Origin of the sequence: Ornithinibacillus massiliensis, assembly GCF_018310345.1 — a bacterium.
Taxonomy (GTDB): domain Bacteria; phylum Bacillota; class Bacilli; order Bacillales; family Amphibacillaceae; genus Ornithinibacillus; species Ornithinibacillus massiliensis.
The window spans coordinates 309,013-324,808 of sequence record NZ_JAGXBY010000001.1; the positions used below are offsets into that span (position 1 = coordinate 309,013).

Genomic DNA, 15,796 nt, shown 5'->3' on the forward strand with positions numbered 1-15,796 from the left:
GGCCCTTGTAAAACCATAAATCGATTAGCCCTTAATTCCTGCTTTTGCAACACCTTCAATGATGTATTTTTGTAAAACAAGATAAAGGATAATCATAGGTAGAATAATCATTGTGGAAGCAGCCATTAATAATTCGTATACAGTACCAGCTTCCGTACTAAAGGAAGTTAGCCCAACAGGTAATGTTCGCATTTCTTTGGATTGGGTTACAATTAATGGCCATAAGAAAGCATTCCAGCTGCCAATTGCTTTTAATAGAACAATTGTAATGATGGCCGGCTTTGCCAATGGAACCATGATGGTCCAAAGGAAACGAAAGTCGCGACAGCCATCGATTTTGGCTGCGTAGGATAGCTCTTTCGGAATCCCAAGGAAAAACTGACGTAATAAAAAGATAGAGAAAATACTAGCTAGCCATGGGACAATTAATGCTTCATATTGATTAATCCATCCTAGATTGGCTAGTGTTACATAGTTTGGAATGAGTAGCACCTCTCCCGGAACCATCATCGTACCTAAGAGAACAGCAAATACAACATCACGTCCCCAGAAGTTAATACGGGAGAACGCATAGGCTGCGAGAATGGTGGTAAGCACTTCTCCCAATGTAGACAGAACGGTAACGATGAGACTATTCATCGTATAACGGAGAAATGGTGCTATGGCCCAAGCGTCTTGATAGTTTTCCCACTTAGGGTCATCCGGAATCCAAACGGGTGGCATTGCTGTCACTTCCCCAGATGTCTTCAATGAAGTACTTAGCATCCAGATAAAAGGTAATAACATTAAGAAACTACCAAGTATTAAGATCAAATAGATAAAACCTTTAGATAGAGCAGCTTTTTTGTACAATCTTAATTCCCCTCTCCATTAGTAATTCACCCTGCGCTTACCTATGTATAGTTGGACAAGGGTAAAGATGAAGATGATGATAAATAGTATATAAGCTGCGGCTGATGCAATCCCAAATTGCCATTCATTGTAAAACTTCTCATATATGTAATAGACAATAGTTTGGGCACTATAAGCAGGGCCGGGTTTACCACCAAATAATGCAAAGATCTCATCGAACACTTTAAAGTTATTAATAATTGCTACAATCGAAACAAAAAATGTAGTCGGAGATAATAAAGGCACGGTAATGTGAAAGAACCGTTTAAGTGGCTTGGCACCATCGATTTGAGCTGCTAAGTAATATTGCTTATCAATGTTTTGTAATCCGGCTAGGAAAATAATAATGTTATAGCCTAACCCTTTCCAAATACTCATAATAATAAGTGCAGGCATGGCCCACTCTGGATCTGTTAACCACTTGATTGGATCGACTCCAAAGATGCCAAGGAAATAGTTCATCAACCCATATTCCGTATGATAAATCCAACGCCAAACGATCGAGATCGCAACAACGGAAGTAACAAATGGAATAAAGTAGATAGAACGGAATATTCCTCGTAATCGAATGTTCGAGTTTAACATGATTGCGATGACTAATGAGATAACAATGGATGCTGGTACTACCCCGAGAACAAAAATGAACGTGTTCTTAACCGATGTCCAAAATTCATGATCCTGAAAAATGTAAGAAAAATTATCCCATCCGTACTCATAAACATCATCATTGAAATAATCATAATCGGTATAAAAGCTCATGATAAAAGACTTAATAATCGGATAGATATTGAAAACACCTAATATAACGAGTGCTGGTAATAAATATAGAAGAGCTTTTAATGTACTGGATAATGTTGGTTTTAGATTCAACAAAAGCCCTCCTTATTCATTTTTTAACCCTAAATTCGCTTCTGTCTTTGCATCAAATAGGTGGAAACGATCATTCCGAATCGTTAAATCTACTGCGTCCCCTGGCTGAATCGTAAATTCGGGGTCTACTAGGGCACGAATAGAATGTCGGCCAATCGTGGCAGATAGTAATGTATCTCGACCGATTCTTTCAACTAATTCAACAAGGGCCGTTAAGCGTATTTCTGATGTGTCTTTTGCAATGGTCCAATCTTCCGCACGTACACCTAATAATGCCTCATTAGATGAGGATAATGCTTGATTTATGGTAAGTGGGTTAGGGAAGGACTGTTCGGTATCCTTAATGGTAATACTTCCTTCATTTAACATTACGGGAATCATATTGAGAGGCGGACTCCCCATGAACTTACCTACGAATGCATTTTCAGGAAAATCATACATATCCTGAGGCGGGCTATATTGTTGATATTTCCCATCCTTCATAAGTAAGATCCTATCTGAAATACTCATCGCCTCTTCTTGGTCATGGGTTACGAAAATGGTTGTAATCCCGACCTCTTGCTGAATTCGGCGAATTTCTTCGCGCATTTCTAATCGAAGTCTAGCATCTAGGTTTGATAATGGTTCATCTAGTAATAATAGATTCGGCTTTTTAACAAGGGCACGAGCAATGGCTACGCGTTGCTGTTGGCCACCAGAAAGTTGCTTTGGCTTACGGTCTAGCAAATGTTCGATTTGGACAAGCTTGGCCATTTCAATTGCTCTTTCTTCCGCTTCTTTTTTAGGTACTTTTGCCATCTTTAATGGAAACATGATGTTTTTCAGTACAGATAGATGCGGGTAGAGGGCATAATTTTGAAATACCATGCCAATCCCGCGGTCTTCGGGCTCTATATCATTGACTAACTTGTCACCGAAATAGAGTTTCCCAGAAGATGGCTTATATAATCCTGCTAGCATAAATAATGTTGTACTTTTCCCACACCCGCTTGGGCCAAGAAGGCATACTAGCTCTCCTTCATTAATCGTGACCGTTAGATTGTCTACAGCGGTAATATCATCAAACTTCATTGAGATATTGTTTAACGCTAGTTTCAAGTTGTAACCTCCTAAAATAATACCTAAGTCGACAAATTTCATTATATAGATGTTCTACTAAGCCAATGTAAAGCGGGGGTAAGAATAATGTAAATTTATTGTTGTTTACTAGAATGATAGATTTTATAGCATAATAAAAAGCGCCTCAGAAATTCTGAAGCGCTTAGAAATTAATGCTTAATCGGCGGAATCGTAATAGAATGATCATCATATAACGAGATCTGTAATTCTAAATATTTATTAATGGAAGCAAAGAATACCTTATCCACCTCATCAATTCCTTGCTGTGATAGCTGTGTTCGTATCCAATCCTCATCAACGTTTAAATCAGCTAAAACATCCGTGTATATCGTTCCTTCTATAATGACAGGAAACGTTATGTTGGAGGTAGGGTTCATCATATTCATATCTTCTAATGTAACAGTATTTTTTAACGGCTTCTTCAAAACACTAAGCGACCCATTCGCTTCGATAATCGCTGTTTCCACATCACTGATATCAAATACATCTTTCTCTCTTAGCATTTGCAGGATATTATCTATCGAGTAACGAAGCTTTTTGAGATTTTTATGGATGAACTTGCCATTATGTATCACGATGGTAGGTTCAAAGGTAAATAATCTCCCTATTTTCCGATTAGATATTTTCCATTTGGCGACAACTTTTTGGAGAATCCCGATTCCAATAATCGCCATGGCGGTTGGGAGATGGTGAATACTAGGATCAGCAATATCGGCTCCAACTACCGCACCTAAGGTAACAATGATTAGGAAGTCAAAAACAGGTAACTCACCAATGGCTCGTTTCCCCATAAGTAAGGTAACGATGAGAAGCAAGGGTAAAATGGTAATAATTCTACCAAATATCAAGCCAACTTCTTTTAAAAACTCTATCATCTGCATACCACTTTCTATAATTAATCTTTTATAGTACCTTTTCTTCCCAAATGGAGTGGAATACATACCTAGAGGATGGAGGAATGAAAAAAACTAGATGATGCGGATACATGATATAATAGTGCGAGAGAATCGTTTTCATACTGTAGTACTGAATATGCAATGATTGAAAAGATTATCCTTTGCTTTAAGAAGAGATTTGAATAGGGTGTCCATGGGGGAGTCCTACATGATCTTAAGAAACCTTAATGCGAAATAGAAAATTTAAATTGTGAGGAGCCTGTTAACTATGAATTTACCTAATTGCCCAACGTGTAACTCAGAATATACATATGAGGACGGAACCATGCTCATTTGCCCGGAGTGCGGCTATGAATGGGTGCTTAATCAAGAGCAAGACAGTGGGGAAGAGCTAGTTATAAAAGATGCCAATGGCAATATATTACACGATGGCGATACGGTAACCGTTATAAAGGACTTGAAAGTAAAAGGCAGCTCTTCTGTGTTAAAGCAAGGAACAAAGGTGAAGGGCATTCGCTTAGTAGACGGTGACCACAATATTGATTGTAAAATCGCTGGTTTTGGCGCCATGCAGTTAAAGTCGGAGTATGTTAAGAAAGTATAGCGAAGTAAACAAAGGAGGCGCATCCCATTTAAGCGGGCGCGCCTTTTTCCTTCATTATTTACCCTTTAAATCGTTCTCCTGCAACCTTCGAACATGATCTGAATGATAAGGGGAACCTTCAACTTCATTCACCACACTAAATGGATTTCCATCCGGATCGAAAAAGTCAAAGAACTTCATCCCGCCAAAGTCGTCTACTTCAGTCGTCACAACACCATGATCATGAAAATGTTGGTGGGTAGATTCAATATCCTCCACAACAAAGTTATAATAACTGTTTTTTTGATTACCTGTTGTCGTAAACTCTGTCGGCTGTTGGGAATCTACTTTTACTAAGGCAAGTTGTGTTGAACCAATTGGTAAATAAAAACCGGCCCCATCTTCCCAACTATCAATCTTTTTCACTCCGAGAAATTTCTCATACCACGCAGTTGATTTTTCGATGTCTGTTACCGGAATAAAAATACTCCCTATTTTGAACATAATGTCCCTCCTTCATACGAAATTCCTCCTTATAACGTATATAATAGTAGAAAAGTTACCTGTTTTAAAAATATTTTTCAAATAAGGTGTAAATCATGATCGTTCCGAATTTAGAAATGCAGATTCATAAGCTATATAAATATTGCTTAAAGCTAACTGGAGACCCTTGGTTAGCGGAAGACCTTGTCCAGGAAACGATGCTCAAAGTCTTTGTGTTAAAACAAAAAGAACCCCAACGGGAATTTACCCATTCCTTTTTTTGTACAGTAGCTAGAAACCTACTAATTGATGATAGAAGGAAACAAAAGGGGGAGAGTGTTGCTTACGAGGATATATACGGTAAGGAAGACAACTTATTAGAATTGGATGGTTTAATGGAAATCGTATTAACGAGGTTGCCTCTAAAGTATACGATGCTGATTACCTTAAAGGATGTATTCGGCTATAGCTCTAAGGAGATCGCTTCCATGCTGCGAGTGAGTAATGAAGTAGTAAAAACAGCACTTCATCGTTCTAGAAAAAAGCTACAGTCAACGAAAGAGATAGGGACGGAGCGGAAACCAGAATACAATGAAATGATTTCTGGACTATTACAAGCTATCAAACAGTCAGATCCAATTAAGATATTCCATTATTATCGACAATTAGAAGCAAGTAATTTTCGAGTGAGAAGAATGCCTGGGCAGTCTGTTTTTCATGTGATTGATCCAGATGGGAATGTATTGGAGTTATTATCGTCATAGAATAAAAAAGAGAAGTGTGGCTGAGACAAAGTGTTCGCTGAGTCCCAGCCTTTGGTAGGGGAATGTTATAGTTTCCCGATATAAGTTAACGCTTTAGTATTAAGAGAATCTGCTCCACCATCTAATATCTTTCGTACATCATTTAGTGTCGTAGTGAGATCTACAGATTCACCTTCTATTCCAGAGTATTCTTTCGCTACATAAAATGGCTGTGTTAGATAGGCTTCTAGACGTTCTCCTCTATGATAAATCTCCTTATCTGCTTCTGGAATTTTATCTAGTCCACGCACCGTGACGATAGAACGTAGCTCTCGATAACGGCGTAATAATTTTCTAGCTCTTTGTTGTGTAAATAGATGATGTTGGTCTAGGTGAGCTCCCTCTAGAACAGAAGAAGTAGAAAAGATTGGATTGATAGCAGGGAAGCTATGTCTTGCTGCGAGGTCGGCATCAAAGTATAGTAATGTTTCTAAAGGTCCATATGGTAGATCCTCATCTACGACAGTTCCTTTTAAATCAAGTAGGAAAGTAGTAATAGATTTTAAATCATATGCTTGAAGCTGGTCTTGTAGCTCAAATATCTCACCAGTTAAAACATGAGAACGATCTGCTGTGAATATAATTTCTTGCTCTACTCCAATGGTAATCATTTGTTCATAAGCTTTTTCAATCGAGTCTACCACATTAACTACATCAAAGTCTGTTAAATCCTTCAACTCCGGATGGTTTCCTTCTGGTTTTAATAGAATTATGGAATATCCATCATCATGAAGCCTATAAAACAACTCTCTTAACAAAACAAGCTGCCCCATTCCTGGACGGGCTACTAAGCCAACAGTCCCACCTTTAGATATAGGTGCAAACAAATCCAATGTTTTAATTTTGGTTTCGATCATTTCCACTGACTCCCCTCTTATAATTAGCTCATCTAAACTACATTTAGCGAGTGTTGCAAGTGCAACTAAGGTCTTTACTTCAGCGCGTTCAATTGGAATTTTTCCTGTACATAGATTCGAAACAGTAGCCGGTCGTAAGCCAATTGATTTGGCCGCACTGGTTAGATTCGGTACTCTTCTACGCAATAATGAAACATTTAAACGTATCGTTTCCATCTGATTTTCACCTCCTTACTTCATATAGTAATGTAGATTACGTTTAAAGGCAATAACAAATTACTCCGAAAAGTAATTTTATTTACAAAGTGGTAGTTGACTGGAATTGACACCGTTTTACAGGGTGAGGCAATAAAAAGTAATACTAGAAAATATCGATTAATAAATACCAATTAATATATAATTCGAAAAAAATCTGCTAAACTAGTAATATGTTATAATGATTTTAGAAAATAATTTTTGTAAGGCGTGAATATTTCTAAAATTGGATGCGCCTACAATTGATTTAAGCACTTCTAGAAGATAGGGATGGGGAAAATGAGCAACAATGGAATGAAAACAGATGTTATCTTAATTGGTGCCGGCATCATGAGTGCAACATTGGGGTCATTGCTTAAAGAATTGGTACCAGATTGGAAGATTACCGTATTGGAGCAACTAAGAGAGCCAGGGGTAGAAAGCTCGAACGAATGGAATAATGCTGGAACAGGGCACTCGGCATTATGTGAGTTAAACTATACTCCTGAGAGATCAGATGGATCTATTGATATTAAGAAAGCAATCAATATCAATGAACAGTTTCAGCTTTCTAGACAATTCTGGTCTTACCTGGTGGATAAGGGGTTAATTAAACATCCAGAAGACTTTGTTATGCCACTGCCGCATATGAGCTTAGTACAAGGGGAAAAAGACGTAGAATTTTTGAAAAAAAGGTTTGAAGCGCTGTCAAAAAGTCCGCTATTTAGTGGAATGGAATTCTCCCATAATCCGGATAAGCTAAAGGAATGGATTCCAGTTATTATGGAGGGTCGTCATTCTGATGAACCGATAGCAGCTACGAAGATTGATTCTGGTACGGATGTTAACTTTGGGGCATTAACACGTACATTATTTGATCATTTACGAGAAAAAGATGTAACGATTAACTATAATCATAGTGTAAAAAATATGAAACGCACCAGTGACGGTTCCTGGGAATTGAAGGTAAAAAATCTTGAAAGCGGAACCGTAGAATATCACACTGCTAAATTTGTCTTTCTTGGTGCAGGTGGAGGTAGCTTACACTTACTGCAAAAATCTGGAATCCCAGAAGGAAAAGGTATTGGTGGATTCCCTGTAAGTGGATTATTTATGGTATGTAATAATCCAGAAGTGGTGGAAAAACACCAGGCGAAAGTATATGGAAAGGCTAAGGTTGGTGCGCCACCGATGTCTGTACCACACTTAGACACGAGATATATTGATAATAAGAAATCATTATTATTTGGACCGTTTGCAGGATTTTCTCCGAAGTTCCTAAAGACGGGTTCATACTTTGATTTAATTCGCTCAGTAAAACCACATAATGTGTTCAATATGATCGGAGCGGGCGTTAAGAATTTCTCCCTAACGAAATACTTAATCCAGCAGGTCTTATTAACGAAAGAAAAACGAATGGAAGAATTACGTGAGTTTATCCCAGAAGCTAAAAGTGAAGACTGGGATATGGTCGTGGCAGGTCAACGTGTGCAAGTAATTAAGGAGACAGAAGCAGGCGGTAAAGGAACCCTTCAATTTGGTACAGAAGTAGTTAGTGCAGCAGATGGGTCAATCGCTGCATTGCTAGGTGCTTCACCAGGAGCATCTACCGCGGTGCATGTAATGCTTGAAGTCATAGCAAAATGCTTCCCAGAACGCATGCAAGAGTGGGAACCCAAAATTAAAGAAATGATCCCATCATATGGACGTTCTTTATCTGATAATCCGGCATTAGCTAAAGAAGTATTAGAACGGACGGCAAAAACACTTGGGCTAATTAATAGTTATCAAGAAGCATAGGGACGAAAGTACGGCCCCTAAAGTTAGGCTCTGTAGAATGTAACGTCTACAGAGCTTTTTTAATAGGGCGAGATACTTTTTATAGGTCCTAGGACGGAGGATAAAATATGAAACAAATCTATGCTTTTGAAAAAGTAGAAGACTACATGAAACACCAACCCGTTATGGAATTTTTCATGAGTCGCTTATCCCTTTATCAACGGGAATTGGAAGAGCATTATGCTTTAACCGAATTACCCAAAGGAATCGTCTGGACTACAGCAGAACTAGCAACCGAGACTTTCTCCACGGTACCAATCCCTGCCTATACCAATAAAGACCTAATTTACTTCACACCAGACATTGAAGCTTGGAGAAGTCTTTTCTTAAGACAACTGGAGGGACTTGAGGACCCTGAAATAGAATCTTTCTATGAAACGATTTCCGAAAAACATATTTTCTCGATATTAGGGCATGAACTAACACATCATCTAGATCTGTTCCCAGATGAGTTTGATGAAGAACGAGAAGATAGTATTTGGTTTGAGGAAGGCATGTGTGAGTTTTTACCGCGGAAAGCGATGTTAGATGAACATGAATTTAATGAATTTACCAAGGTAGAAACAGAACTAGTTGCCATATTTAAAGAAAAGTACGGCAAGCATTCATTAGATTATTTTGGTCAAGCCAGTTACAAAGGCAGTTTAACCAGTATTATGTATGACTATTGGCGAAGCTTCCTAGCCGTAAAGTATCTAGTGGAAGAATGGGCCAATGGAGATACCATGAAAGTATTTCAGGCATATCATGACTGGCATTATAAAGGAAGAAAGCAACCACTGACAGATTACTTTGGGATCAGTAGAATGTTTGATTAATCATAGCAGAGGCAATCAAGATCAAGTGACGATTTTGATTGCTTTTTTGTGCTTTAGATAGTGGGGGCTGTGACCAGGATGAGGGAGATACGATGGGGAAGGTATCGGAGAGGGTGCGTCTGTTACCTAAACGAGGAAATAGCAGAGAAAAAGGTAACAGAGAGCGCATATCAGTGACCTAAATGCGGAAGAAGCAGGCAAAAAAGGTAATAGAGAGCGTACATCAGTGACCTAAATGCGGAAGAAGCAGCCAAAAAGGGAACGGAGAGAGTGAATCAGTGACCTAAATGCGGAAGAAACAGTGAAAAAGGTAACAGAGAGAGCACCTCAGTGACCTAAATGCGGAAGAAGCAGGCAAAAAAGGTAATAGAGAGCGTACATCAGTGACCTAAATGCGGAAGAAGTAGAGAAAAAGGTAATAGAGAGCGTACATCGGTGACCTAAATACGAAAGAAACAGCCAAAAAGGTAACAGAGAGAGCACCTCTATCCTAACCGAGGAAGTGATGGAGAAAAAAGTAATAAATCAAGCCATCTACACCCCTATAATCCAATATCAATAAACCATCATAATAAAATATCAAATTATTTTGTATATATCTATTGAACATCACGTAACGTGTTGTTTTATACTTAAGAAAATTGGGAAAGGGTGGTGTCATGTACACGATTGGTACTTTATCGAAAAATACCGGGGTAACTAGAAGAACATTAGATTATTACGATGAGATTGGTCTCGTGAAGCCTTCATCGAGAACGAGTGGTGGGCATCGGCTATATAGTGAGGATGATGTCATGCGGCTAGAGCGTGTTCTGGCATTGAAGTATATGGGATTTTCGTTGGATAAGATTAATGCTATCTTGCAAAGCTCCAAATTAAATTGGCAGGAGTCAATCCAAGAACAATTAGACATGGTGAAGCGGGAACAGGAACGTCTGAAAATGCTAGAACAAGCACTTCAAGGCGTACTATACTCGATTGAGTTTGAAGAGAAGATTAGTTGGCCAATCATTTCGCTAATCATGAAGTTCTATCACCAGGAACCTGAAGAATTAATACAGCAATATAATCATTTTATGAATGAGGAAGAAATGAGAAAGATAATTGAATGCAATGAAACGATGAGTGAGGAAGATATTCGTGAATGGATGAAGGCTGTCTATGATATCAAAAAACATCAGGACATCGACCCGCATTCTGACCTGGCTTTACAGCTTGCAGAGCGTTGGCTGAAGCAAGCTGAGAAAATGTTTGATCATGATGAACAACTGCTCGGTAACTTGTGGGAATCATTAAAAGGTCTAGAAGAAGGCGTTGTGTTCTATCCAATGGATAAAGGTGTTGTAGAATTTCTGCAAAAAGTATCTAAAGCACATGGGGAGATGGGATAATGGTACTGGAGATAAACGGTGTGACAAAGGTGTTTAAAGGGAAGGGGAAGTCAAAATTAATAGCGAATGATAATATTTCGCTTACGATGAAGGAAGGAGAAATAGTCGGCTTATTAGGGCAGAATGGTGCGGGAAAAACCACTTTAGTGAACCAAATAGTAGGTTTAGTAACGCCGGACCAAGGAGAGATTCGCCTATTTGGAAAATCAGTGACGGACAATCGTGTGTATGCACGGTCTGTTTGTTCGGTTCAGCCACAGTCCCAAGTACCTTTAGGATTTCTTACCCCTAGGCAGGCAGTTTCCATTATTGGGAAAATGCGAGCTGGAAAAAACTATAACCCGAAGCGACTTGATATGCTCTTTGAGGCATTGGATATGGAGAAATGGGCTGATAAAGAGGGGGAAAAGCTTTCTGGTGGTGCCCGTAGACTTACTGCCTTTTGTATGGCGGTCATTGCCCCTGGTAAGCTAGTCATCTTAGATGAACCAACCAATGATGTCGACCCAGTTCGTAGGCGTTATTTATGGGATGTCATTCGAAATTTAACCGATAATGGTACCTCAGTTATATTAGTTACCCATAATGTGTTGGAAGCAGAAAAAGCAGTGGACCGTGTTGCGATCATTAATCAAGGGAAAATTCTTACACAAGGAACCCCTTCCGAAGTAAAACGTTCCGTAAGTAATCAAATGCGAATCGAATTGAATCTACTAGAAAAAATGGAGGAACGATATATTCCTGAATGGGCTATTTCCTATCATCAAAGCGGATCTCGACTAATTATCAAGATGAATACGGAAAATGTTACAAATGCAGTTGCGTGGGCTGGTGAGCAGGTGGAGTTAGGGAATGTAATGGATTATTCCTTAACACCGACAACCATTGAAGATGCTTATATTGAACTAACCTCTAATAAGGTGGTGGTTTCCTCATGAAAATATATAGCCATTACAAGTATGTTTTTCAAATGCAATTCTTAAGAAACGCTGGCTTTTTAATCTTTATGGCTTTAATGCAAATCCTGATATCCATTGGAATTGTGATAGGGTTTACTTACCTAATGCCTAGTCCAGACACCCATTCCATCCTCTATTTGGCAACAGGTGCTCCGACCATTATCTTAATATTTACGGGGTTAGTCATACTTCCACAACAAGTAGGTACATCCAAAACAGATGGCTTCATGGAATTTATGCGAACATGGCCAGTGAACCGTTCCGTTATACTTAGTGCGGATACGACGATATGGTTATTGATTACGATTCCTGGTATTGTTGTTGCCTCTTTTATTGCTCATTTGCTGTATCAACCAGGATATGATATTTCATGGACAATAGTTCCAGCGCTTCTCATGATTGCACTCACTTCCATTGGAGTAGGATATGGATTATCTTATCTATTATCTCCAACGACATCTTTAGCCTTATCCCAAGTAATTGTCTTTGGAGCTCTTATGTTCTCACCAGTCAACTTTCCAATGGATCGACTACCAGAATGGCTACAAACACTTCACGAAGTACTTCCGATATATTCCATGGCAGAAGTGATGCGCGCATCACTAGCTTCATCAACATTTGATGCTTCCTTGGGCAATTACATTAATTTACTTATCTGGTGTGTGCTTGGCTATGGTGGGGCAATTTATATTTTGAATAGAAAATAAGAAGTGGGCAGGGACTGTACCACCTCCACTGGGTAGTACAGTCCCGTCATTATCAATTCTTTATTTAATAACCATTACGGAACAACTTGCTTCCTCTACTACTTTTTTACTTACACTTCCTGTGACTAACTTTTTAATTCCACTAAGGCCACGATTCCCCATAATAATGAGATCAACATCCTTCTCCTCAGCAAAGGCAATTATTTCTGCTGCTGGTTTTCCTGATAAAATCTCGTAATCTACGTTTGTGAGCTTTGATAGTCTTACAGAGGCGTTATTGAGCACTTTGTCGGCAGTATTATCTTGTAGATACGTGTGATTCAATTTACTTGGCGTTCCCTCGTTTGGTGTAGGAATTGCGCCAACATGTGTATGGTATAATCCTGCATCTCTCCCCGTTATGACTCCAGGTGTTACAGTATGGTCAAGTGATGGTTCATGGACAAATACGACTGTTAATCTTGCACCACTCCATTTGGTCAGTTGTTCTGCGGTCTGTAATGCTCGGACACTATATTTAGAACCGTCAAAAGCTAACAAGATATGGTTAAAACCTTCCATACGTTCCACTCCCTATCTAAAGTTATTTATGGTAACGGGTTTAGTATTTATATACACGTTTTTCATGACCCGCAAACGTAACAACATATTAAGTAAAGGTAACAAGCATATGACAACTAGTCATAAAAAAAACCTCCTATAAATAAAACGAGCCTTAATTGGAAAGATAAAAGAAATTACTCTTGGTAAGGTGGAAATGATGATGCAGCGATCTGATGCCATTATTATTGGTTCAGGATTATCTGGGCTAACAGCAGCATTGGAATTAAGTGAGAAGGAGAAATCGGTTATCGTACTTGAAAAAGAGAAGGTCATTGGTGGACGCACATCATCCTGGGATGAGGATGGTATGCTGGTTGAGTCCGGATTTCACCGCCACATCGGCTTTTATAAAGAACTTCCCCGGATTTTAAAAAAGGCTGGTATTTCTATTAACCAAATTGTTCAATGGGAAGAGCAGGTGGATGTTCGTGTGAAAGGGAAAAAGGATACTGCTGTATTCGGTATTTCGCCTATTTTCGGGCCGTTTGAAATGGTTCGAGGATTAATCGGGAATAATCATATTGTTTCCATGAGGGATAAATTATCATTAGTCCCGTTTTTCCTAAAAGGGTTCTTGGAGTATAAGCGAAATCCAGATAGGCTTGATCAATATAGTGTAAAGGAGTTTGCTGAAAAGCATCATGTCAGTGAGAATGCACTTCATTATTTGATTATCCCATTAAGTGCAGGTGTTTTCTTTTTACCACCTGAGCGATACTCGGCAAAAGTGTTCTTTGGGTTATTTTACCCGGCATTGCCTAGATTTTATAAGATGAGAATTGGAGCATATTTAGGTGGTATGACGGAGCTATTAGCAAATCCAATCGCAACAAGGATTGAACAAAATAAAGGGAAAGTTCGAACTGGTACGAAGGTCAAGCGCTTGATAGTAGAGAGCAGTCAGGTCACAGGTGTTATTTTAGCAAATGGGGAAGAAATAAGAGCAAGTCATGTTATACTAGCAGCAGATTTAGCTGGTGCGAAAAAGATATTAAGGGAAGATTTTGCTGAACATCCAGCTTTTCAAACACTGTTTCGGCTTCCTACGATGCCTGCAGTAACGGTGCAAATGGAATTTAGTAAACCTGTATTGCCATATGATCGTACAACTTTTGGCCCCTTAACGATTTTAGGGAGCTTTGTAGAACAATCCCGTTCAACATTTACGCATGTTCCAGGTCGTCTTTCTATCATTTTAACTCCTCCAGAGAAATTCATTCCTATGAAAGAGGAAGAAATCATAAAAGAAGTGATAGCTGAGGCATATGAATTAGGATTGGATTTGGAATCTAACTTGTTGAACTATCGAATTGTTAGTCACCCGGAGGATTTTTATAGCTTAGAACCGAATAATGATTGGATGAGACCGAATCAGAGAACCGATATCCAAGGACTAGTGTTGGCCGGAGATTATACGAGACAGCCATATTTTTCTACTATGGAAGGCGCAGTTGTTTCAGGGCTGAAGGCTTCACAGGTGATAATGGGAGAAAGTTAAGAAGAGCCATAATTCCTCAAGGGATTATGGCTCTTCCTGTTAAATCATATATTTAGCTAAATGTATTTCCACCATTTTGGTTTTGAGCAGATTGTTGGTTTTGTTGTCTAACCTCTTCTGCATCTGTTCCGGAAAAACCAGGTTGTAGGGCAGATTGAGCACCTGTTGCTGAACTGCTAACTCCAGTTGAAGCCTGGAAGCTCTGTTGGGACTGGCTTAATTGTTGGTACTGTTGGATAAGCTGTTGCATTTGCTCAAGCTGTTGTGCAGCATTTTCTTCTAGGTTTGCCATTTGTTGCTGCCCCTCTGAGCCTACTTGACCTTGCTGAAGAGTTTGGGCATTCGTTGCTTCTTGTTGTTCTAACTGTTTTGCAATTTGACTTATTTGACTTAGAATTTGATTCGCATTTTGTGTCATTGAAATTCTCCTTTCATATGAGATATAGTTAATTTGCCTTCAAATTCATGCTTTATTCTAACTTTCTTAGTATTTTTAAGTTATGCTTCTATACAATGTCTTTTTTTGAATATAAAGAGTTCCATCCTTTTGGATTTGGGCATAAAGTACGTCCGAAATAGAATTAATATTATGCTGCTTTAATTCCTTTTCTAACCAAGATTGATCAAACGTTGACCCTTCTAAATTCTCCGTTAGCAATTTTCCGTCTGAGATAACCGCTGTAGGGATGGGAATAGTAGCTGGTGCAGTTGGAATATTCATATCTTTTTTAGTAAGAGGATTGGCATTCTCTTTAAGCATTACAGACAATTTCCCATTCGTTTCAAAAATAGCATAATCTACGTCTGTTAAGGAAAAGATGTGTTGCTGTCTCAGCATAGCTGTTAAGGAATCTAAATCTAATCTAGTGGAGCGTAATGCATGGGTAAGTACTTTCCCTTCTTTAATAACAATAACGGGATTGCCAGTCACTACTTTTCGTAACGTCTTTGACTTTAAATCTATTACACCCATTATTAAAGTAAAGATTGCCCAACCTACAAGAGCCATCACACCATTTAGAATGCTAAGATTTTTGTTAACTACTAGACTTGCTGCAATAGACCCGATTGCAATAGCCGATACAAAATTAAAAAAAGTCATTTGGCTAATTTCCTTTCTACCCATGATTCTAGTCAAAGTAAAAAGAACTAGAAATCCTATTAAACTGCGTATAATTAATTCAGTTAATGTCATATAAACGCTTCCTTTACTGTTTTAGTATCAGTATGGGAGTTTTATTAGTC

Annotated in this window: 17 protein-coding genes; 8 read left to right on the top strand and 9 right to left on the bottom strand. The window is 38.7% G+C overall.

The window, feature by feature from the left end; all coding sequences use genetic code 11:
• Positions 1 to 24: 24 nt before the first annotated feature.
• From KGF86_RS01510 to KGF86_RS01525, 4 genes are all read right to left on the bottom strand, one after another.
• Positions 25 to 852: a carbohydrate ABC transporter permease gene (locus KGF86_RS01510; protein WP_186868023.1), complete on the bottom strand. Its 828-nt coding sequence runs from the start codon at positions 850 to 852 to the stop codon at positions 25 to 27.
• Between the two features lie 18 nt (positions 853 to 870).
• Complete coding sequence (locus KGF86_RS01515) at positions 871 to 1,761, bottom strand: carbohydrate ABC transporter permease (protein ID WP_211740940.1); 891 nt, start codon at positions 1,759 to 1,761, stop codon at positions 871 to 873.
• Positions 1,762 to 1,773: 12 nt separating this feature from the next.
• A complete protein-coding gene (locus tag KGF86_RS01520; RefSeq protein WP_211740941.1) occupies positions 1,774 to 2,859 on the bottom strand; it encodes an ABC transporter ATP-binding protein in 1,086 nt (361 codons plus the stop codon).
• Between the two features lie 170 nt (positions 2,860 to 3,029).
• Positions 3,030 to 3,755 (bottom strand): DUF421 domain-containing protein, encoded by a 726-nt coding sequence (locus KGF86_RS01525; protein ID WP_186868026.1) that lies wholly within the window; start codon positions 3,753 to 3,755, stop codon positions 3,030 to 3,032.
• A 289-nt stretch (positions 3,756 to 4,044) separates the two neighbouring features.
• On the opposite strand from KGF86_RS01525, the gene KGF86_RS01530 reads away from it, so the two are divergent.
• Positions 4,045 to 4,380 (top strand): zinc ribbon domain-containing protein YjdM, encoded by a 336-nt coding sequence (locus tag KGF86_RS01530; RefSeq protein ID WP_211740942.1) that lies wholly within the window; start codon positions 4,045 to 4,047, stop codon positions 4,378 to 4,380.
• Positions 4,381 to 4,434: 54 nt separating this feature from the next.
• Here KGF86_RS01530 and KGF86_RS01535 read toward each other — a convergent pair whose 3' ends face one another.
• Complete coding sequence (locus tag KGF86_RS01535) at positions 4,435 to 4,863, bottom strand: VOC family protein (protein WP_211740943.1); 429 nt, start codon at positions 4,861 to 4,863, stop codon at positions 4,435 to 4,437.
• A gap of 95 nt (positions 4,864 to 4,958) precedes the next feature.
• Between KGF86_RS01535 and KGF86_RS01540 the strand changes: the two genes are divergently transcribed.
• Entirely contained in the window at positions 4,959 to 5,606 is a 648-nt protein-coding gene (locus KGF86_RS01540) for an RNA polymerase sigma factor (protein WP_186868029.1), read from the top strand.
• A gap of 65 nt (positions 5,607 to 5,671) precedes the next feature.
• Here the strand turns inward: KGF86_RS01540 and KGF86_RS01545 are convergent, their stop codons facing one another.
• Positions 5,672 to 6,718 (bottom strand): ATP synthase beta subunit C-terminal domain-containing protein, encoded by a 1,047-nt coding sequence (locus KGF86_RS01545; protein ID WP_186868030.1) that lies wholly within the window; start codon positions 6,716 to 6,718, stop codon positions 5,672 to 5,674.
• 318 nt (positions 6,719 to 7,036) lie between these two features.
• Here KGF86_RS01545 and KGF86_RS01550 point away from each other — a divergent pair, with 318 nt between their 5' ends.
• From KGF86_RS01550 to KGF86_RS01570, 5 genes are all read left to right on the top strand, one after another.
• A complete protein-coding gene (locus tag KGF86_RS01550) occupies positions 7,037 to 8,536 on the top strand; it encodes a malate:quinone oxidoreductase (protein ID WP_211740944.1) in 1,500 nt (499 codons plus the stop codon).
• Positions 8,537 to 8,643: 107 nt separating this feature from the next.
• Positions 8,644 to 9,393 carry a collagenase gene (locus KGF86_RS01555; RefSeq protein ID WP_186868032.1) on the top strand — a complete coding sequence of 250 codons (750 nt, stop codon included), beginning with the start codon at positions 8,644 to 8,646 and terminating at the stop codon, positions 9,391 to 9,393.
• Between the two features lie 659 nt (positions 9,394 to 10,052).
• Complete coding sequence (locus KGF86_RS01560; protein ID WP_186868033.1) at positions 10,053 to 10,784, top strand: MerR family transcriptional regulator; 732 nt, start codon at positions 10,053 to 10,055, stop codon at positions 10,782 to 10,784.
• Entirely contained in the window at positions 10,784 to 11,722 is a 939-nt protein-coding gene (locus KGF86_RS01565) for an ABC transporter ATP-binding protein (protein WP_211740945.1), read from the top strand. The genes KGF86_RS01560 and KGF86_RS01565 overlap by 1 nt, the downstream gene beginning before the upstream one ends.
• Positions 11,719 to 12,450, top strand: coding sequence for an ABC transporter permease (locus tag KGF86_RS01570; RefSeq protein ID WP_211740946.1), 732 nt, complete (start codon positions 11,719 to 11,721; stop codon positions 12,448 to 12,450). Before KGF86_RS01565 ends, KGF86_RS01570 begins: the two co-directional genes overlap by 4 nt.
• Before the next feature lie 60 nt (positions 12,451 to 12,510).
• On the opposite strand, the gene KGF86_RS01575 is transcribed toward KGF86_RS01570, so the two are convergent.
• Positions 12,511 to 13,011 carry a universal stress protein gene (locus KGF86_RS01575; RefSeq protein ID WP_211740947.1) on the bottom strand — a complete coding sequence of 167 codons (501 nt, stop codon included), beginning with the start codon at positions 13,009 to 13,011 and terminating at the stop codon, positions 12,511 to 12,513.
• Positions 13,012 to 13,213: 202 nt separating this feature from the next.
• Here KGF86_RS01575 and KGF86_RS01580 point away from each other — a divergent pair, with 202 nt between their 5' ends.
• On the top strand, positions 13,214 to 14,551 hold the full coding sequence (locus KGF86_RS01580; protein WP_246521259.1) for a hydroxysqualene dehydroxylase: 1,338 nt from the start codon (positions 13,214 to 13,216) through the stop codon (positions 14,549 to 14,551).
• A 52-nt stretch (positions 14,552 to 14,603) separates the two neighbouring features.
• Here KGF86_RS01580 and KGF86_RS01585 read toward each other — a convergent pair whose 3' ends face one another.
• The gene (locus tag KGF86_RS01585; RefSeq protein WP_186868038.1) at positions 14,604 to 14,969 is read right to left on the bottom strand and encodes a hypothetical protein; all 366 of its coding nucleotides are present in this window, start codon (positions 14,967 to 14,969) and stop codon (positions 14,604 to 14,606) included.
• 75 nt (positions 14,970 to 15,044) lie between these two features.
• The gene (locus tag KGF86_RS01590) at positions 15,045 to 15,746 is read right to left on the bottom strand and encodes a YetF domain-containing protein (protein ID WP_211740949.1); all 702 of its coding nucleotides are present in this window, start codon (positions 15,744 to 15,746) and stop codon (positions 15,045 to 15,047) included.
• Between the last annotated feature and the right edge of the window lie 50 nt (positions 15,747 to 15,796).